General features: G+C 44.5%; 17 protein-coding genes. 8 read left to right on the top strand and 9 right to left on the bottom strand.

The features are described 5' to 3' along the window. Nucleotides 1–794 (top strand): alpha/beta hydrolase (locus B5J93_RS08440; RefSeq protein ID WP_143823516.1); only part of this gene is annotated, 794 nt, incomplete at its 5' end. Between the two features lie 46 nt (nt 795–840). Here B5J93_RS08440 and B5J93_RS08435 read toward each other — a convergent pair. From B5J93_RS08435 to metN, 3 genes are all read right to left on the bottom strand, one after another. Next, the gene (locus B5J93_RS08435; RefSeq protein ID WP_079325991.1) at nt 841–1,698 is read right to left on the bottom strand and encodes a MetQ/NlpA family lipoprotein; all 858 of its coding nucleotides are present in this window, start codon (nt 1,696–1,698) and stop codon (nt 841–843) included. Nucleotides 1,699–1,877: 179 nt separating this feature from the next. Beyond that, the gene (locus B5J93_RS08430) at nt 1,878–2,567 is read right to left on the bottom strand and encodes a methionine ABC transporter permease (protein WP_079325990.1); all 690 of its coding nucleotides are present in this window, start codon (nt 2,565–2,567) and stop codon (nt 1,878–1,880) included. Next, the gene (gene metN, locus B5J93_RS08425) at nt 2,557–3,603 is read right to left on the bottom strand and encodes a methionine ABC transporter ATP-binding protein MetN (RefSeq protein ID WP_079325989.1); all 1,047 of its coding nucleotides are present in this window, start codon (nt 3,601–3,603) and stop codon (nt 2,557–2,559) included. The genes B5J93_RS08430 and metN overlap by 11 nt, the downstream gene beginning before the upstream one ends. Before the next feature lie 582 nt (nt 3,604–4,185). On the opposite strand from metN, the gene B5J93_RS08420 reads away from it, so the two are divergent. The 5 genes from B5J93_RS08420 to B5J93_RS08400 all read left to right on the top strand — a co-directional run bounded on the left by B5J93_RS08420 (nt 4,186) and on the right by B5J93_RS08400 (nt 10,758). Continuing rightward, nucleotides 4,186–4,701 (top strand): hypothetical protein, encoded by a 516-nt coding sequence (locus B5J93_RS08420; RefSeq protein WP_079325988.1) that lies wholly within the window; start codon nt 4,186–4,188, stop codon nt 4,699–4,701. Nucleotides 4,702–4,928: 227 nt separating this feature from the next. Next, on the top strand, nt 4,929–7,796 hold the full coding sequence (gene uvrA / locus B5J93_RS08415) for an excinuclease ABC subunit UvrA (protein WP_079325993.1): 2,868 nt from the start codon (nt 4,929–4,931) through the stop codon (nt 7,794–7,796). 95 nt (nt 7,797–7,891) lie between these two features. Further along, on the top strand, nt 7,892–8,728 hold the full coding sequence (locus B5J93_RS08410) for a TatD family hydrolase (RefSeq protein ID WP_079325987.1): 837 nt from the start codon (nt 7,892–7,894) through the stop codon (nt 8,726–8,728). A gap of 62 nt (nt 8,729–8,790) precedes the next feature. Next, nucleotides 8,791–9,549, top strand: a complete 759-nt coding sequence (locus B5J93_RS08405; protein WP_079325992.1) for a tRNA threonylcarbamoyladenosine dehydratase — start codon at nt 8,791–8,793, stop codon at nt 9,547–9,549. 60 nt (nt 9,550–9,609) lie between these two features. Further along, nucleotides 9,610–10,758: an AAA family ATPase gene (locus B5J93_RS08400; RefSeq protein ID WP_079325986.1), complete on the top strand. Its 1,149-nt coding sequence runs from the start codon at nt 9,610–9,612 to the stop codon at nt 10,756–10,758. A gap of 82 nt (nt 10,759–10,840) precedes the next feature. On the opposite strand, the gene B5J93_RS08395 is transcribed toward B5J93_RS08400, so the two are convergent. Continuing rightward, the gene (locus B5J93_RS08395; protein ID WP_079325985.1) at nt 10,841–11,509 is read right to left on the bottom strand and encodes a hypothetical protein; all 669 of its coding nucleotides are present in this window, start codon (nt 11,507–11,509) and stop codon (nt 10,841–10,843) included. Nucleotides 11,510–11,708: 199 nt separating this feature from the next. Between B5J93_RS08395 and B5J93_RS08390 the strand changes: the two genes are divergently transcribed. Beyond that, nucleotides 11,709–13,235, top strand: a complete 1,527-nt coding sequence (locus B5J93_RS08390; protein ID WP_079325984.1) for a fumarate hydratase — start codon at nt 11,709–11,711, stop codon at nt 13,233–13,235. Between the two features lie 71 nt (nt 13,236–13,306). On the opposite strand, the gene B5J93_RS08385 is transcribed toward B5J93_RS08390, so the two are convergent. Beyond that, nucleotides 13,307–13,957: a phosphoglycolate phosphatase gene (locus B5J93_RS08385; RefSeq protein WP_079325983.1), complete on the bottom strand. Its 651-nt coding sequence runs from the start codon at nt 13,955–13,957 to the stop codon at nt 13,307–13,309. A 496-nt stretch (nt 13,958–14,453) separates the two neighbouring features. Between B5J93_RS08385 and B5J93_RS08375 the strand changes: the two genes are divergently transcribed. Further along, complete coding sequence (locus B5J93_RS08375) at nt 14,454–15,008, top strand: porin family protein (protein ID WP_078274416.1); 555 nt, start codon at nt 14,454–14,456, stop codon at nt 15,006–15,008. 235 nt (nt 15,009–15,243) lie between these two features. Here the strand turns inward: B5J93_RS08375 and B5J93_RS08370 are convergent, their stop codons facing one another. The 4 genes from B5J93_RS08370 to B5J93_RS08355 all read right to left on the bottom strand — a co-directional run bounded on the left by B5J93_RS08370 (nt 15,244) and on the right by B5J93_RS08355 (nt 19,688). After that, the gene (locus tag B5J93_RS08370; protein WP_115237144.1) at nt 15,244–16,602 is read right to left on the bottom strand and encodes an FAD-dependent oxidoreductase; all 1,359 of its coding nucleotides are present in this window, start codon (nt 16,600–16,602) and stop codon (nt 15,244–15,246) included. A 19-nt stretch (nt 16,603–16,621) separates the two neighbouring features. Then, nucleotides 16,622–17,740, bottom strand: a complete 1,119-nt coding sequence (locus tag B5J93_RS08365) for an acyl-CoA dehydrogenase family protein (RefSeq protein ID WP_079325980.1) — start codon at nt 17,738–17,740, stop codon at nt 16,622–16,624. 109 nt (nt 17,741–17,849) lie between these two features. Continuing rightward, nucleotides 17,850–19,202 carry an anthranilate synthase component I family protein gene (locus B5J93_RS08360; RefSeq protein ID WP_079325979.1) on the bottom strand — a complete coding sequence of 451 codons (1,353 nt, stop codon included), beginning with the start codon at nt 19,200–19,202 and terminating at the stop codon, nt 17,850–17,852. Nucleotides 19,203–19,283: 81 nt separating this feature from the next. Next, nucleotides 19,284–19,688 carry a hypothetical protein gene (locus B5J93_RS08355; RefSeq protein ID WP_079325978.1) on the bottom strand — a complete coding sequence of 135 codons (405 nt, stop codon included), beginning with the start codon at nt 19,686–19,688 and terminating at the stop codon, nt 19,284–19,286. Nucleotides 19,689–19,883: the final 195 nt, after the last annotated feature.

Below are 19,883 nucleotides of genomic sequence, written 5' to 3'. Positions count from 1 at the left end.
TAAGTTCGGTTGGTATAAATCCCCATCGTTTTGGTAACGGCTCTTGGGTGGGCGTGAATGCTGCATTTTCACAGACCGACGCTCATCAGGGTAAACTGGTAGAGCGGATTTTTAAGAGCGAGTTGCTAAATAATCAAAGACGTATTTGGCTTTACCAAACCAATAATGTCAAAAAAGACAGTCAGCCGATTGTGCTGTATCTGTTCGATGGTGATGTGTATTTAAATGTGGTTGGTGTGCCAAGCTTGCTTGATGATTTTGCTACGCGCACAGGCATCGGTGTGATTGCTGTGCTGATTGATAATGTCAATCGCCATGCTGAGCTACCGATGAATGATGAGTTTGCTAGAATGATGTGTGATGAGCTTGTGCCATTTGTAATGCAAGAGACGGACATATCGACAAGTGCGAACAGGACGGTGATTTCAGGGTCAAGCTATGGTGGACTGGCTGCGGCATTTGTGGCATATCGCCATCCTGATATTTTTGGCAATGTGTTGCCATTATCTGGTTCATTTTGGTATAAAAATGGACAAGACCAACACCTATACGACCTAGTCCAGCAAAATCCTGCAAAACACACCCAAAAATGGCATATCATGGCAGGTAGCTACGAGACACACCGTCAGGGCGAGACGGTTAATGACAGCATTTTGGGGTCAAGCCAAACACTGGCTGCCAGCCTAAACAAACAAGGCAATCAAGCGACTTTTCGGCTATATGAAGGCGGACATGATTATGCTGTATGGCGTGTGGCGTTGATTGACGGCTTGGAGAAATTGTTTGCAAGATAAGAGAATCAGGCGTTATCACAAAATAACGCCCTTATTTTTTGATTATTTACCAGCCTTTAACCACACCGTCTTTAAATTGGTTTTTGGCTTCGGCTTCTACTTCATCAGACTGATAGGCTTGAACGAAGTTTTTGATGGCGTCCGAGTCTTTGTTGTCGGCACGGGCAACGATGATGTTCACATAAGGCGAATCTTTGTCTTCAACAAATACGCCGTCATTAGCAGTTAGGCCCACTTGACCGGCATAAGTGTTGTTCACCACAGCCAAATCCACGTCATCTAAGGCACGAGCGGCGACTGATGTATCCACTTCTTTGATTTCAAGTTTTTTGGGGTTCTCTACGATGTCAAGCGATGTTGAGAATAGGTTGGTGTTATCTTTTAGCTTGATAAGCCCTTGTTTTTCAAGTAAAATGAGTGCACGAGCTAGGTTTGACGGGTCGTTTGGCACTGCCACGATAGCACCGTCTTTAAGTTCGCTTATGCTTTTGATTTTCTTAGAATAGCCCGCCAATGGATATACAAAGGTATTGCCTACGATGACCAGATTATCCAGCTTTTTCTCTTGGCTGTCTTTGTCAAGATAGGGCTTGTGTTGCATGGCGTTGGCGTCTAGGTCGCACTTGGATACGGCGGTGTTGGGTAAGGCGTAGTCGTTGAACTCAACGTATTCTACCACCAGACCGTATTTTTCCTGGGCGACTTTGGCGGCCACTTCGGCAACTTTATGTTCAGGTCCACTCATCACGCCCACTTTGATTTTGTTAGGGTCGCCAGTAGGGCAAGCGGTTATCGTTGTGGTTTGGGTGGTTGTGTCGGTTTGGGTAGGTTTGTCGCCACCACAGCCGACCAGGGCAATGCCTGACGCTAAGGCACACAGACCAAAAAATTTGTTTGCTTTCATAAGGGTTCTCTGTTTAAAAGGAATGATATTTATCTGTTTGTCAATTTAAAATCATTGAATTTATCAAATGACAAAATCATGACAACAATAAATTTTAGTATATTAAAGCAAAAAATTAGCCAAACTTCAATATGAATTTTGGCTAAAATTTTGACAAAAGGTTATGCCATTTTGGCATATCATCTATGGTCAAACCGCTCGGCAAGCATATCCCCCGCCTTTTGGCATATCATGACAATCGCCACGATGATGACGGTCGCTATCCATTTGACATAGACCATACCACGATGTTCGCCATAGCTGATAGCAAGGTTGCCCAGACCGCCACCGCCCACCACGCCTGCCATTGCCGAGTAGCCGATGAGCGAGACGAGCGTGAGCGTTATGGCGTTGATGAGTATGGGTAGGCTTTCGGGGAAGTAGTATTTGGTGATGATTTGCCAGTTGGTCGCCCCCATGGCATGAGCCGATTCGGTCAAGCCTGTGGGGATTTCTGCCAAAGCATTGGCGGTAAGCCTTGCCACAAAAGGGATGGCGGTCATGGCAAGTGGCACAATGGCGGCGGTCGTGCCGAGCGTTGTCCCTACAATCAGACGAGTAAAGGGCAATAAAATAATGAGCAAAATGATAAACGGCACTGACCGTCCCACATTGATAAACACGTCCAATATGGCAAATGAAGGCTTGTTCGCCAAAATCCGCCCCTTGCCCGCCAAAAACGCCAAAAACCCAAGCGGTAGCCCCACCAGCACCGATATGGCGGTAGATACCAGTCCCATATAGACCGTCTCGTAAGTGGACTTATAGACCATTTGCCACATTTGGGGGGTCAGCTCGCTCATAAAGCCTTGATAAATCTCATGCCACATAGCCTAACACCTCAAATCCAACATGATGTTCTGTAAAAAACGTCAACGCCTCCACGCACGCCGTCCGCTCGCCAATCATTTGGCTTATGGTTACGCCAAACTTGACACCGCCCACATAGTCCATTTGTGAAGTCAAAATGTTAAACGCCACGCCAAATCGCCGTGTCGCCTCCGAAAAGAGCGGACTGTCCACCGTTTTGCCACTAAATTCAAAGCGTATCACAGGATAAGTGCCGTCCGTCTCATGGGTGTGCAGGCGTGCCAAAAATTCATCAGGTAGGCTTACATGAAAAGTCGCCTTGATAAAGTCATGGGCAAGCTCGGTTTGGGGATTGGCAAAAATCTGCCCTACCGTACCTTGCTCCACCAAAATGCCCTTGTCAATGACCGCCACTTTATCACAAATGCGTTTGACCACGTCCATTTCGTGCGTGATGAGCAGTATGGTGATGCCAAGCCCGCTGTTGATTTTTTTTAATAAATCCAAAATTGCCCCTGTTGTGGCAGGGTCTAAGGCACTGGTTGCCTCGTCGCAAAGTAGCACCTTGGGGTCGGTTGCCAACGCTCGAGCAATGGCGACACGCTGTTTTTGACCGCCTGATAAGCTAGACGGATAGGCGTGATGACGCTCGGATAAGCCCACCAAATCAAGCAGAGAGCTTACCTTTTCTTTGATGACGTGTTTGGGTGTGCCGGAGAGTTCAAGGCTTAAAGCGACATTATCAAACACCGTGCGAGATGAGAGCAGGTTAAATTGCTGAAAAATCATGCCGATATGACGGCGAGCCTTGATAAGGGCGGTGTTATCTAGGCTCATCAAGTCCACACCGTCCACAAACACGTGTCCTGTCGTGGGGCGTTCCAAAAGATTGACACAGCGAATGAGCGTGGATTTACCTGCTCCGCTGGCTCCAATCACACCAAAAATCTCGCCCTTTGCCACCGTCAAATCGGTCGGTTGTAGGGCGGTAAAGGTTGTGGGTTTGCCGTCTTTTTTTATGGCGAAAGTTTTGCTAACGCCTTGTAATCTTATCATAATGGGTAAATTTGGGGAAATTAGCTATTATAGCATGGATTGGGCGAGTGTTATGGCAAAAATTGATGAATTGGTAGGTTTGTGATAACAATTGTCATGTTGATGCTCGCTTGCTGATATCAAAAACATCAGTGTCAATTTTTAAAGAAGCTTTCATGTGGTAGACTGTCCAAAATTTACGCAAAATTACATTTTACCGAACGCATTCGCACAACCACGACAGTTGCAACAATATAGTAACATTTTTAAAATTTCTAGGTTAAATCACGCACAAGACTGCCGATGATTTTACATTTTGTGGCTATCACGCACCCCGAAAATCGCCTATCATACACTCATCACCAACAAGAAACATACCAAATGAGTGCTTGATATCTGTTGGACTAAGATGATAAGCATGAATGACGTAGAATGGTTGGTGTCTTGGGTAAAGCCAATCTTGGATGATTTTAATGATGATTTGCTAGGTTGTTATGTTAGTTTAAATAATGAATAAAATCAACGTTAAATGAAAATAGAATTTCACTTTGCCCAAATCAGTAATAACCAAGTAACAACTCCATCTTTAATAAGGAATTCATCATGAGTAACTATGACCATATCGACCGTGACGTTGTAAAAAATATGTCTGACGAAGCAAAAGCAGACCTAAACGCTGACCCAATCACAGGCGAGCCAGGTTCACACCCAGTGGGTACAGCCGTTGGCGGTCTTGGCGGTGCAGCCGCAGGTGCAGCCATCGGTGCACTGGCAGGTCCACTAGGGGCACTTATTGGCGGTGCCGTGGGTGCAATCGTTGGTGGTGGTGCAGGCAGTGCCGCAGGCGAAGCCTTTGACCCAACCATTGAAGAAGCCTACTGGCGTGCTCACTATGCCACATCGCCCACTTATGTAGCAGGCTATGACTATGACCGTGACTACCTACCTGCTTATGCCGTAGGTTATGCCAACCGTCCACGCTACCCTGCTGATGCTCGTTTTGAAGATTATGAAAGTGATTTGGAGCGTTCATGGAATGAAGTAAAAGGCGAATCACGTTTGGCGTGGGAGCAAGCCAAACTTGCTGCTCGTGATGCATGGTATCGTGTGAAGTACTAAGAAGCGCTAAATAATAAAAAAAGAAGTTAAATCTGCCTATTTGATTAATTTTAATTAGGCTCAATAAAATAAAACCACCTAAATGCTCTGCATTTAGGTGGTTTTTTGTGCTGTTTTATCATTGTAAATTTTGGTTATTGCTATTTCAAATTTTAAAAATACCCCCATTTATAAACCTATCGTATTTTAAATACCTAAACATTTATCAAAATATTAAAAGGCACATCATGGCACACGAATACATCAGTATCAAAGGGGCAAAAACCCACAACCTAAAAGACATCAACGTGGACATTCCACGAGACAAGTTAGTCGTGATTACAGGTTTATCAGGTTCGGGCAAATCATCGCTCGCCTTTGATACGCTCTACGCCGAAGGGCAAAGACGTTATGTGGAGAGCTTGTCCGCTTATGCTCGCCAGTTTCTATCGCAAATGGAAAAGCCTGACGTGGACAGCATAGAAGGCTTATCCCCCGCCATTGCCATTGAACAAAAATCAACCAACCATAACCCCCGCTCCACCGTCGGCACGATTACCGAAGTGTATGATTATCTGCGTTTGCTATTTGCTCGTGTCGGCACGCCTCATTGTCCTGAACACGGCTTGCCCATGGTCGCCCAAACAGTGAGCGAAATGGTGGACGACATTCTTGCCAAACCTGACGGCACTCGTCTCATGCTCCTTGCCCCTGTCGTGCGTGAGCGTAAGGGCGAGCATATTGCCCTATTGGAGAGCCTGCAAGCACAGGGCTTTACCAAAGTTCGCATTGACGGGGTAGTCTATGACATGGACGAGTTGCCAACCCTTGCCAAAACGCACAAACACACCATAGATGTGGTGGTGGATAGATTTAAGGTGCGAGGTGATTTGGGCAACCGAGTGGCGGAGAGTTTGGAGACCACGTTACGCCTTGGCTCGGACATTGCCATTTTGCACAACATGGACGATGAGAGCGAGACGGTGCTGTCCGCCAAGCACTCTTGCCCTACCTGTGATAGGGCGGTGAGTGAGTTAGAGCCACGCCTGTTTAGCTTTAACAATCCCGCTGGGGCGTGTCCGTCCTGCGATGGGCTTGGCAAACGCCAGTATTTCTCTGCCGAACGTATCGTTACCGAACCTGCCAAGTCCTTAAATCAAGGGGCGATACACGGTTGGGACAAACGCCATGCGTATTATTTTGGGCTATTAACAACCGTTTGCACGCATTTTGGCATTGACATGGATAAGCCGTGGCAAGACTTAACCAAAAAAGAGCAAACTATCATTCTAAACGGTTCAGGCAAAGAAAAACTGACCTTTAATTTTACCGATGAGCGTGGGCGTAAAACAACCAAAACCGTGCCATTTGAAGGGATTTTACCGTACCTAGAACGCCGTTATCACAGCACCACCAGTAGCATCGTGCGAGATGAGCTGGCTCAATATTTATCTGATACGACTTGTAACGTGTGTCATGGCGTTCGCCTAAATGACATCGCTCGCAACGTCAAAGTGGACGAACGGGGCGTGGGCGACATCATTGCCCTGCCGATAGGACAAGCGTGGGAGTATTATGAAAACCTGCATATCGGCGGACATAAAGGCGAAGTGGCGGATAAGATTTTTAAGGAAATCCGTGAGCGTTTGGGCTTTTTGACCAAAGTGGGGCTAGAATATTTGACCCTTGCCCGCTCTGCCGAGACTCTATCAGGCGGAGAAGCCCAGCGTATCAGGCTAGCCAGCCAAATCGGAGCAGGGCTTATGGGGGTTATGTATGTGCTTGATGAGCCGTCCATTGGCTTGCACCAACGAGACAATGACCGTCTATTATCCACGCTGACTCACCTGAGAGACCTAGGCAATACCGTCATTGTCGTGGAGCATGACGAAGACGCCATTCGCACCGCTGACCATATTATTGATATTGGCGTGGGGGCAGGCGTGCATGGGGGACGTGTCATTGCCGCAGGGACGGCGGACGAGATCGCCAGTAATGAGAACTCATTAACAGGGCAATATTTATCCGGCAAAAAACGCATTGAAATTCCCAAAATCCGCCACAGTGCCAAGACAGGCGAGATTAAAAAAGGCAAAAAAACCATTACCGAACCCCTATATATCCGCCTAGACGGAGCCAAGGGCAATAATTTAAAAAATGTAAACCTAGCCATCCCAATCGGTGTGATGACCTGTATCACAGGCGTATCAGGCTCTGGCAAATCCACGCTCATCAACCGCACGCTCATGCCCCTTGCCGCCACGCACCTAAATAACGCAACCACGCTCGTGCCAGAGCCTTATGACAAAATCACAGGGCTTGAACACCTTGATAAAATGGTGGACATAGACCAGTCGCCAATCGGTCGCACACCACGCTCCAACCCTGCCACTTATACGGGCGTGTTTACGCTCATCAGAGACCTATTTACCCAAACCCCCGAAGCTCGGGCAAGGGGCTATAAGGCGGGGCGGTTTAGCTTTAACGTCAAAGGCGGCCGCTGTGAAGCCTGTCAAGGGGACGGCATGATAAAGGTGGAAATGCACTTTTTGCCCGATATGTATGTGCCGTGCGATGTCTGTGTAGGCAAACGCTACAACCGTGAGACCCTAGAAGTCCACTACAAGGGCAAATCCATCTCGGACGTGCTTGCCATGACGGTAGAAGATGCGTTGGCGTTTTTTGAAGCAATCCCTGCCATTCATCGCAAATTAGAAGCCCTGATGCAGGTGGGCTTGGGCTACATTCAGCTTGGGCAATCCGCCACGACATTGTCAGGGGGCGAAGCACAGCGAGTTAAGCTCGCCAAAGAGCTTGCCAAACGAGACACAGGGCAAACCCTTTATATCCTAGATGAGCCAACCACAGGCTTGCATTTTGAAGACATTGCCAAACTGCTTGACATTTTGCACGCCCTGCGTGATAAGGGTAATACGGTGGTGGTTATTGAGCATAATTTGGACGTGATAAAAACAGCCGACCACATCGTGGATTTGGGCTATGAAGGTGGCTCGGGTGGGGGCGAGATTGTCGCCACAGGCACGCCCGAACAGGTGGCACAAGACGAGAAGTCGCATACAGGGCGGTTTTTAAAAATGGTGCTGGATAAGAGCTGATGAAAAAATCCAAACTGCTTAAACTGACCCTAACCGCCTTGGCATTGTTATTGATACCAAGACGAAGTAGTCCCAATCCGCCAAAAAGGTAGCTCATGTACTTATTTGACACCCACACCCATTTTGACGTACCCGAATATGACAGCAAGCGAGATGACTACAACCACACCGCTTTTACGCATGGCGTGCGTCATGTGGTACTTATCGGCTATTTGGCAAAGTATTTTGACAGAATGACGCAGGTTAAACACTATGCCGATGACCATTATCCAATCAAGCACCATTTGGCGTGTGGCTTACACCCGTTATATATCAAAGAGCATGGCGATGATGATTTAATTCTGTTGGATAATTATCTAAAAAAATATCCCAACATTGCCATTGGCGAGATAGGGCTTGATACTTATCCTGATGAATTAAAATCGGTGGATAATTATGATAAGCAATGCCGTTTTTTTATAGAGCAAATCGGCTTATCAAAAACTCATGATTTACCCATTTTATTGCACATTCGCAAATCACACGCCGATATCCTAAAACTTTTAAAGATGCAAAAATACAACGCCCACAATCAAGGCGGTATTGCTCATAGTTTTAGCGGTGGCGAAAATGAAGCATTGCATTTTGCTAAATTGGGTTTTAAAATTGGCATTACAGGGCAAATCACCAACCCCAATGCCAAAAAATTACGCCAAGCGGTAAAAACGGTGTTTGATAAAATTGGCATATCTGCTTTTGTTATTGAGACCGATTGCCCTGATATGAACCCTATTCCTGCTCAAATAGGCGGTAATTATTTTAATGAACCCAAAAATTTAATATATGTTTTAGATGAATTGGCGGTATTATTTAATATGGATAAAGAGACTTTGGCATATAAACTTTGGCAAAATAGCAATGATGCATTTAAAACTAATTTTGACTATTGTTAAATGGTTTTTTAATTCACTTAATTTATTTAAAAATCAATAAAAATTTAAAGAGTAAAAATAAAATGACCAACCGCAGATTTACAGGCACACGCACGCTATATCAAGATGATTTTGATAAATTTGCCAATGCTCACGTTTATATCATCGGTATCGGTGGCGTAGGGTCGTGGGCGACAGAAGCCCTTGCCCGCACTGGCGTGGGGGAGCTGACACTCATTGACATGGACGTGCTGGTAGAGAGTAATGTCAATCGCCAACTGCCCGCCCTAACGGACACCTTTGGTGAATCCAAAATCGGCGAGATGACAAAGCGAGTTGTAGGCATCAATCCTAATATCAAAATCAACGCCATTGATGACTTTATCACGCCTGATAATATCGATAAGCTATTACCAAGTATTGATGTCATAAAAGAATACAAAGCAAAAAAAAGACCGCTTATTATATTGGACTGTGTGGATGATATGAATGCCAAATTGGCAATCGCCCTATATTGTCGATTTAATAAGGTTAAGCTCATCATATCAGGCGGAGCAGGGGGTAAAATTGACCCTTTACAAATAAAGGTAAGTGATTTAAAAGACGTTTATCAAGATCCCTTACTTGCCAAATTACGACAAAATCTAAGAGATAAAAATATCAATAAATCTTTAAAGGAAAAGTTTGGCATGAAGTGTGTCTATTCGTCCGAACCCTTAAAACTTGCCAATGAGTGCCAGAGCGGGCTTAACTGTGGTGGCTATGGCTCGGCAGTAACGGTAACGGCAAGCGTGGGCATGATAATGGCAAGCGAATGTTTAAAGATGATTGGCAATTTTTAACTTTATCTGTTATTATCTCAATTTGGCAATAAATATATTCACAAAAAACGAAGTTATCTTATGAAAATTTTACAATCCAAACATTATCATCCAAAAAAGATTTTTAATGAAGTCTATATGGACAATCAATATCAAATCGTGGCAGAGGATTTGGAGCGTTCTACGTCCACGCATGACAACCCTTATTATCAGCTTTTATCGTCCATTTTACCCAGTGTTGATTTTCATGACATGGTGATTAAAAAAGACAAATTGGTGGATTTTGTTAAATGTACCGATTATCATCCTGTGGCGTTTGACAAAAAGAACCATGTATTTTATGAAAATGAATTGTGCTATTTTTATGATAAATATGACTTATTTATTGTCGCCAGCGAAAACCTAAGCAATGAATATGACAAAACCATTATTGAATCAGGATTTTTGCGAATAGACCATATTTTTTATGACCCAAGAAATGAGCATTCATTAACCAATATTCGCTCTTTTTTTAATGAGTATTTGCAAAAATACATCTCAAAAGATAGTAAAGTATTGCTATTATTAAAAGAAGGGCGAGATTTGGTATTTAAGCATCAAGGCATTAAACCTTATACGCTTGATTTGCAGACAATGTATAATGACGACTTTTTGCCTGTTCATGCTAAAATTAAAGATGAATTGGCACAAGGCAAAAAAGGCGTGGTATTATTGCACGGTTTGGCAGGGACGGGCAAGACTAATTATATCAAATGGCTCACCGCCCAAATTTCCGATAAGGATTTTATCTTTGTGCCCAATAATATGATTGGCGAGCTTGCCAAACCTGAATTTATGAGTATGCTTATTGAGCAAAAAAATTCGGTGCTGGTATTAGAAGACTGCGAAAATTATATTGCCGAGCGTGTCGGTGGTGGCAATCAAACGGATGTGGTGGGCATTATTCTAAATATCGCTGATGGGATATTGTCAGACGTATTAGAATGCCAGTTTATTTGTACCTTTAATGCCGATTTGATGGATATTGACCATGCTTTATTAAGGCGTGGGCGACTGATTGCTGAATATCAATTTGGTAAATTGTCCATTGAAAAATGTAATAATTATCTTAAGTCCATTGGCAAAGACATCACGGTGGATAAAGAGATGACCCTTGCCGAATTAACCCATATTGATGAAAAAGAATATAAAGCGGTTGATGATAAAAAAGTGGGATTTGGGTTTGTTTAAATCTATTGGTGTTAAATTTTAGATAGATGAATAAGGGTGATTAAATTTGCCCTTATTTTTTTATATCAATTTCTAATTGCTCTTAATAAACACCTGCATACCCATAACGCTGATTATTAACCTGAGTAACAAAGGTGATGCCATAGCGTAAATGGGTGTTATTATGCCATTGATAAATAAAGCTATACGGCTTATAAAATTGATGTGTGTCATGCATGAGAGTTAAATGCAGTCGCTCTAAATCGCTAATGTCTTCGGTGATAAGGCGGTCATTATCAAGATAAATAAAATGGCATGGCGACTTTGCTTGTGGCGTGGTAAAAATTTGCTCACTGAAATGATAGTGGCAATATACCGCTTTATCCTGTCCGATATTGGGCGGAGCATAGCTGATATAATCCACGTCATTAGGAATGTGGGGTGCTAATTTGGGATTGATGTGCTTGGCGTGGTAGTTAAGATTGGAGATATGGCAATTATCCGCCCCCGAGTGCGTATTTTGGCTTTGATTAAATTCATCTTGGATTGTTTGAATGGTTTGTTTATTGCCAATCACATGAAGGGCGGGCATATCAAAATCGTGATTGGTCATAAAATCCGCCCCGTGTTTTAGGGCAATCTTGCTCAGCTCTTTATGCATGCACATATCATGGCTGATATGGGTAAATTGGCTTTGATTATTGGGTAATAAAATCATGGCGATAATCGCCACGCATGATAGGGCGATAAGCAAGGGAGTGATAAATTTCATGATTGGTAATCTTTTTGAGTTATCCTAAATCAGCCAAACAATTTTGTCAAGGATAATCATTATCAAATAATCCATGTTCGCAATTTGCAAACAGATAACTTAGGAAAACATTTTAAAGCGGTAGTAATCTATGCTACAATAACATCGCTTTTTTAGCAAAATCTAGCCAGCTTTTTAGCCAGCCAAAAGGAAAATTACCATGACTGTCATCAAAAAAGACGATTTTATCGCCTCCATTGCAGATGCATTTCAGTACATCAGCTACTATCACCCCACCGATTATATCGAAGCCCTAGCCGAAGCCTTAGAGCGTGAAGAAAACCCTGCCGCTAAAGACGCCATGACCCAAATTTTGGTAAACAGCCGTATGTGTGCCGAGGGTAAACGCCCGATTTGCCAAGACACAGGGATTGCGACAGTGTTCCTGAAAGTCGGCATGAATGTAACTTGGGAGTCTGATATGAGCGTGGCGGACATGGTAAACGAAGGTGTTCGCCGTGCCTACAATCACCCTGATAACACCCTGCGAGCCAGCGTACTTGCTGACCCTGCGGGCAAACGAGTGAACACCAAAGACAATACCCCTGCCGTCATTCATATGGAAATCGTGGCAGGCGATAAGGTGGAAGTTACCTGTGCTGCTAAAGGGGGTGGTAGTGAGAACAAATCCAAACTTGCCATGCTAAACCCGTCTGACAGTATCGTGGATTGGGTGTTAAAGAGCATTCCTGAAATGGGTGCAGGCTGGTGTCCACCGGGGATCTTGGGCATTGGTATCGGTGGCACGCCTGAAAAAGCAACTCTTTTGGCAAAAGAGAGTCTCATGAACCACATTGACATTCATGAGCTAAAAACCAAAGCTGAAAGCGGAGCAGAGCTTTCTACCACAGAGAGTCTACGCCTTGAACTCTTTGAAAAGGTAAACGCACTTGGCATTGGGGCACAGGGCTTGGGCGGATTGACCACCGTGCTTGATGTCAAAATCCTAGACTATCCAACGCACGCAGCCAGTAAGCCTGTGGCGATGATTCCTAACTGTGCCGCCACTCGCCACGTAGAATTTGAGCTTGACGGCACAGGAGCGGTAAACCTAGAACCGCCAAGCATGGACGTGTATCCTGATGTTACTTATAGCCCTGATAGCGGTAAGCGTGTTAATGTGGATACCCTAACCAAAGAAGAGGTGGCGACATGGCAAACAGGCGATGTGCTACTATTAAACGGCAAAATCTACACAGGGCGAGATGCTGCTCACAAACGCATGACTGACATGCTAAATAATGGCGAAACCTTGCCTGTGGACTTTACCAACAAACTCATCTATTACGTTGGGCCTGTTGACCCTGTGCGTGATGAAGTGGTGGGGCCAGCAGGGCCGACAACTGCCACTCGCATGGATAAATTTACCCGTCAAATGCTAGAACAAACAGGTCTTTTGGGCATGATTGGTAAATCCGAGCGTGGTAAAATTGCCTGTGAAGCCATCGCCGACAACAAAGCGGTGTATCTCATGGCGGTGGGCGGTTCGGCATATCTGGTGTCAAAAGCCATTAAAAACGCCAAAGTGGTTGCTTTCCCTGAGCTTGGTATGGAGGCGATTTATGAATTTGAGGTTAAGGACATGCCCGTAACGGTGGCGGTGGACAGCAATGGCGTATCGGTACACGCCACCGCCCCAAAAATCTGGCAAGCCAAAATCGGTAAAATCCCTGTGGTGGAAGGCTAAACGTCCAAATGTTCGGTCAATAAACCACAACACACACCCCAAGCAAGGTCTTTGAGGTGTGTTTTTGTGAGTTATAAAAGAGATGTAACCAAATCGCCAAACTCATCAAACACCCCATCAGGGCGACTGTCGGCAATCGGCTCGCCATAGTTATAACCATAAGTTAGGGCAAGCGTGGTTATCCCTGCGTTTTGTCCTGCCAAAATGTCATTTTTTGAGTCGCCCACCATCACCGCTTGGCTTTTGTCTATGCCTAGTGTTTGGAAAATGTGTAAGAGTGGTTCGGGGTTGGGTTTTTTTACCGCCAAACTATCGCCACCAATCACACAAGCAAATTTGTCCGTCCAGCCCATGTTATTTAAAATGTCGGGCAAAAATTGGGCAGGCTTATTGGTGCAAAGAGCCAGTGTAAAGCCTTGTGTTATAAGGCGGTTTAATCCGTCCGTTACCCCATTGTACTCCAGCGTTTTGCCTTGACAAGTGGCGTATTCTTTTAAAAATATCTCATGGGCGTGGTGCAAATTGTCAAGTGATAGCTCCGCCCACACTAATGCCCGCTCCACGAGTTTCACCGAGCCATTACCCACCCACGTCCGTACGTTATCCGTACCAGCAGGGGATTTGTCAAAATGAGCAAGCATTTTGTCCACGCCATCCGCCAAATCAGGCACGCTGTCAATGAGTGTGCCATCCAAATCAAAAATGATGAGTGATTTTGTCATAAATTTGCCTATTTTTTAAAATTTACCAAAAGATTTAACTTAGATTTTATCAAAAAGTTTGTAACATTGACCAAGAAATCATGAAAACTTGGCGTAAATTGTAACAATTTATGTAAAACTTACCCATTTTTACCAAAAATCGCCCAGAATTTTTGATGATTTTAAAAATTTTTGGGGAAAATTTGCTGAAATTTTCAAAAATTTTAAAAAGATTGAACTGATTTTGGGTGTTTTTGATGATAAATAAGAATGTTTTTTGGCAAAATAACGCAATATTTGGGCGTAGATTGTGATAAAAGTAACAAAATATTGCAAAATTGGGCAGATGTAAAAGGGGGTAGGGCGAAATTTTGCAAAACTTTACATTTAACACCACAAACACGCACAGTTTTTAAGAAATATTTTGTTACTATACACACATTGGCACTGATGACGAACCATCAGATGACGAGATAATAAACAAACTCGGTGCTTGCACCACAATTGGAGAGAAACCATGAAAACACTAAACAAAACTCTATTAGCTCTTGGTGCGTCATCACTATTGGCAATGAGTGCCAGTGCTGCCGTAAGCTACGGTGCAAATAGCGTGGGTCAGCCTTATGTGGGCGTAAAAGTAGGTCAATTTGACGTTGATAACGCTCGTGGTCATAAAGGTGACTTGACTGCTTATGGCGTATATGGTGGTTATAACTTCGACCAAAACGTCGGTGTTGAGCTAGAATACCAAGGTGCTGACAGCGAAAAATATAACCATAATGGCAATGAGTACGAACTAAAAGCGAAGACTTATGGTGCGTATGGTACTTATCGTTACCACTTCAACAACTCACCAGTCTATGCCAAAGGTAAATTGGGTCTGTCTAAAACAGAAGTTGAAAACAAAACAACCAACAGCAACCTATATTTTAGCGAAACAGACAAAACGTCAATCGCTGGTGGCGTGGGTCTAGGTTTCCAACCAACCGCTAACTTCGGTATCGAAGCAGGTTATAACTACCTAAACTCTGATGCCAACATGTGGGGCGTAGGTGCTCACCTAGCATTCTAATTTTGGCACTCCATGACATGAACAACCGTAGAGCGATTTACGGTTGTTTTTTTGTCGTTCAAAGTATTGTAAGCTCAATTACACCCAACCAACTTAATATTTACCATGCCCTACGCCCACACATCATTGTATTTGTAGTAATTTTAAAGTCTATTGGGTATAAATGTCGTCGTTCATAAAAACAGGGCAAATCATTGCCCCGAATATTTTTTATTTTGGTATTTTTTATTTTTGCTTACTGTGGCGATTTTATCGTTGCTGTTGCCACGACATTGCCATGCTCTCTCATCTCAAGCACAAGCCCATTATCATCATCGCTAAGCACATGCCAGTCGCCCACGCCTTTGGGCAGACCGTTGGCGGTGACGCTGATGCATTTATTTTTTAGGCGAATCATCGGTAGGGTGTGTTTGTAGATGGTGCTCTGTCCGTCTTGTTGGATGATTTGCCCTGCAATCACACTCGCCTGTGAGCGGTGGGGGGCGACATAGCGACAAGGCACACCGTCAATGCTGATACAGTCGCCTAGGGCGTAGATGTCAGGCACGCTCGTTTGTAGGGTTTGGGGATTGACGGCGATGCCTGTGTGTTTGTTAAAGGTCAGATTGGCACGCAAGGGCAAGCGTTTGTGAACCTGAAGCCCTGTGGCGACGATGATTTCATCGACCAGTAAGGGGCTGACCGTCTCGCTGTCGCAGTCAAATAAGTCAATCTCATAGCCGTGTGCGGTGGCATTTACACCTTTGACCATGCTATGACCGAGCCAATTTACCCCAAGGGCTACAATGGCGTTTAAAATCCGCTCACCTGCCATGGCAGGCAGTAGGGCGGATAAGGGTCGGGGGTGTACGTCAATGAGACTGACCTTATGACCTGCCTTTATCAAGTCTTCGCTAAGCTCGGTGCCAATCATGCCTGCCCCGATGATGGCGACGTGCTTGGGGGTGGTTAGTCGGGATTTGAGTTCGTCAAACCGTTCCAAATGATTGACGTGCCATGCCATCTCTTTGGCGATGGTGGGCGGATAGGCAGGGCTAGCACCGATGGCGAGAATGAGTTTGTCATAATATACCCTGCCACGGGTGGTGTGCAGGTTCTGGGTGTGGGTGTCAATGTTGGTGACGTAGGTTTTGGCAAGCAGACGTACGTTGTTATCAAGGGCAGACTGACTGCCCGTGGCACGCACCAGTTCGGCTCGTCCTTTGTTTTGGGATAGGGCGACCGACAGCATGGGCTTGTGATAACGGTCGGCGTCATCGGCACTGATGAGTGTGATGAGCAAGTCCTTGTCCAAAGCACGCAAAGCGTCTACCATCGCCCAACCTGCAAGACCCGCCCCAATGATGACCACGCCACGCTCGGTGCGGTCAAAGACGACGGCAGTGGCGATGTGGCTTGTCTCTTCATAAGGCTCAAAGTCGCTTTTGCGTACGCCACACAGCGGACATTGCCAATCATCGGGAATGTCTTCAAAACGAGTGCCAGCAGGCAAGCCGTCTTCGGGGTCGCCCAGTTCTTCATCATAGATATAGCCACAGGCAAGGCAGATAAATTTACGCCATGCACCACGACCATCGGTGGGGGAAGTTGTCATGATTACCTTTTTATATAAATTAAATGAAATACTCAATCGGACGAACTTTGGGTTCATCCATCAGCTGATGAGACAGATAACGCAAATGCTTGATGGCAGGCGTGACAATCGCCACAAACTGAGCTTCACGCAGACGGCGTTGGGGGTGGGCAGTCATCAGATAGCCTTTTGCCCCTTGATGAAGCATGGCAGATTGGGTGGCTTTTAGGGTCAGCATTGCCCCTTGTTCACGCACGTTTAGCACGTCTAAGAAAAACTCTTTGTCGCTGTTAAAGGGGTCTTTGCCAAGGCTTAGGGTTTTGGCGACCAGATTGTCAAGCTCCAAGGTTAGACTGCCTGTTTGGTCTTCTAAAAAGGCGTTGGAGACCGCCGTGCCTTCTTTGATGTCGTCAATGGCTCCCATGATAATCCCTACTCCGATACCAAGTTGCATGAGTACAAATGCCGAGCGAATACGGGCGATGAATGCTTTGCAGGGTAGGGCGATGATGTCGTCGGTACTGATGGGATAGTCGGTCAGCTCAATACGTAGCGTGCTAGACCCTTCCATGCCACTAAATGCAGGGCAAGGGCGCAGTTGCCACGAACTTTGGCGTGCTTTATCAAACTGCAAAAGGAAAAACACTTCATCGTCCGTGCCATCTATCTGTGCCACGGCACCGCAGTATTGACCGTCTTTGATGTGACTAATCCACGGCAGGATACCGCTAACTTTGTAGCCGCTGCCGTCCTTTTTGGCGACAAATTTCATGCTCTCGATGTTTGCCCATGCCTTCATTGGGTTGGACAGAGCGGTACCGCCAAAGGTGTGGGCAAGGGCGTGGTTGTCCAAAAATTCACCCTTTAACAGGCTGTTGTCCGATTGGTCAATATACAGCCCCATCACTTGATGACACCACGTCAAAAAAGCGGTCGTGCCACACACTCGCCCCACGTTGGCATTGGCAAGGATTGCCAAATTAAAGCGGTTGCCATGGGCGTTTAGGTGTGGGGCGAACAGCCCTGCCTTGCCCAGCTCTGCCATCTCGGCAAGCGGGTAATAACCCTTATCGATGTCGATGACTTTGGGGGTGATGTGTGTGTTGGCAAGTGTGGCGATGTTGTCTAAAAAGGCAGTTTGGTCAGTAAAGTGAAACATGAAAAGGCTCTTATGTCGTTTTGGAATAAGTGGTATTATAAAATGAAAGGGTGGACTTGTTATTTTCCAATTTGGCATAAGTATAGCATATTTGGGAACATGGGCGCATTTATTCGCACTCGCCATGTATCATCTGCAATATGTTCCCCACCTTATCCAAACATTCTTGGTATTCACTCTCCATATCCGATTTTATGGTAATACCGCCCCCTGCCCAAAGCTCTGCTTTATCTGTTTTTTGTAAAGTGCGAATGAGTACATTCCAAATGCCTGTGCCATCAAAATTTAAATAACCCATCGTACCACAATATGCTCCACGTGGACTTATTTCCAATTCATTGATAATCTCACAAGCCCGTTTTTTTGGTGTGCCTGTGATTGACCCTGCTGGCAAACTGCCAAATAAGACTTCTAGGCTATGTACGTCTTTTAATTGGGCGGTAATGGTGCTGACCATATGATGTACGTTTTTAAAACTTTCAATGGCAAAGCGTTTGGGGGTTTTTACCGTGCCGATATGGGCGTATTTGCCTAAGTCATTACGCAGTAAATCCACAATCATTAAATTTTCGCTAATGTCTTTTTCGCTGTTTGTGAGTTCGTTTTTTAATTTATCATCAATAATGGGGTCGCTGTGTCGGGGGCGTGTGCCTTTGATGGGTTTGGCAATCAGATGAATATTGCCATTTTCCCCATAAAATTCAAAAAACAATTCAGGCGATACCGACAATAATTCAAAATTGGTTAATTGTAAATAACCTGCAAAAGGAGCATTCATTTGATGTTGTAAATTGGGTAAATGGCTGGATAAATTAGCCAAATCCGCTTGCCAACTTTGCGTTAAGTTAATTTGATAAGTATCGCCTGCTTTGATGTATTCTTGGGTTTGGTTAAAGGCTTGGGTATAATCTTGTTTTTGCCATGATGAGATAAATTGGGCAGGTGTTGGTTTTGGCAATTTTTTATTTAATAAATCAGCCAAACTATTTTTTATTTCATCAAAAATCTCTTTATCAGTATTTACGCCAATCAAGTCAAATCCATATTCACACGGCTTAATATAAATATCATAATGCCCAAAATAAGCACAAGGCTGGTTGGGCTTGATAGCGATGTCATGATTTAATTCATGAGCTGATAGGTCATAACCGATAAAGCCCATTAAGCCGTGGGTATATTCGTCTTTTTGGCTGGGGCAATCCAAATTTTTGCCATAGGCAATGAGTTCATTTTGCCAATCGGTGTAGGTAGATGGGTAGCTTTGGCGTTCGTTGTGGCGGTTGTTTTTATGAATGTACAAACCGTCCGCCCAAACAGCCGTCCATGAAACAACAGGGCAAATGCCAATGACGGGGCGATGAGCGTTGTGCAAAAAACATACCTGCCAATCGGGGCGGTGCGTGGCAATCAAGGCGGTAAGGGTGCTTGGGCTGTGGAGGGTGGTAAAGTGGTGTGTGAGCATTGTTAAAATGATAAAGAAAAAGCGAATTGTAAAGCAAGTTTGTCAAAAATAAAACCCTATTTTTAATAATAGGGTTAATCATCATAAAAATGACTTATCAATACCAATGGTTAGCCAAACTTTTTCAGCTTTGCAATTCGGAATGTTAATGATGTTATTGGCTAAATAGCCATCATAGTTACTTTGTGAACCGCCAACGCTGACTTTGTCGCCAAGTGCAAATTTTTCACCGTGATTATTGCCAATCCAAAACGGTTCATTTTGCCAATCAACATACAAACCCGTTACCACAATCAACAGGTCATCAATGTACAAACAGCCATTTTTAGCATTGAGTGTGCCTGTATAAAGTGCCGCATTACCTTCCGCTCGCCGATTGGTTGAATACACGACAAAGACCGATGGTTCTGACGGGGCTACTTTGCTTGGCTGAGCCGTGTCAATGGTTGCTTGCTCGGTGGGTTTGGGTGCGTTTGTGACTGACACCCCAAAAGGGCAAGTAGTAAAACTCCAAAAATACTTTTGTAAATATGTTTATTTGGCATATAACACCTATTTTAATGAAGTTCTAAAACCCTACAAGTTTAAATTATTGTTTTTATTTTTTAAATGAACATAATATACCCAAAGCACTTTAAAATTGGTACAAAATTGGTTTTGTAAGTAGCAACTGTATCCCTT

The sequence above is a fragment of the Moraxella equi genome (assembly GCF_002027555.1).
GTDB lineage: Bacteria > Pseudomonadota > Gammaproteobacteria > Pseudomonadales > Moraxellaceae > Moraxella > Moraxella equi.
This window is presented reverse-complemented; position numbering and strand designations above follow the sequence as displayed.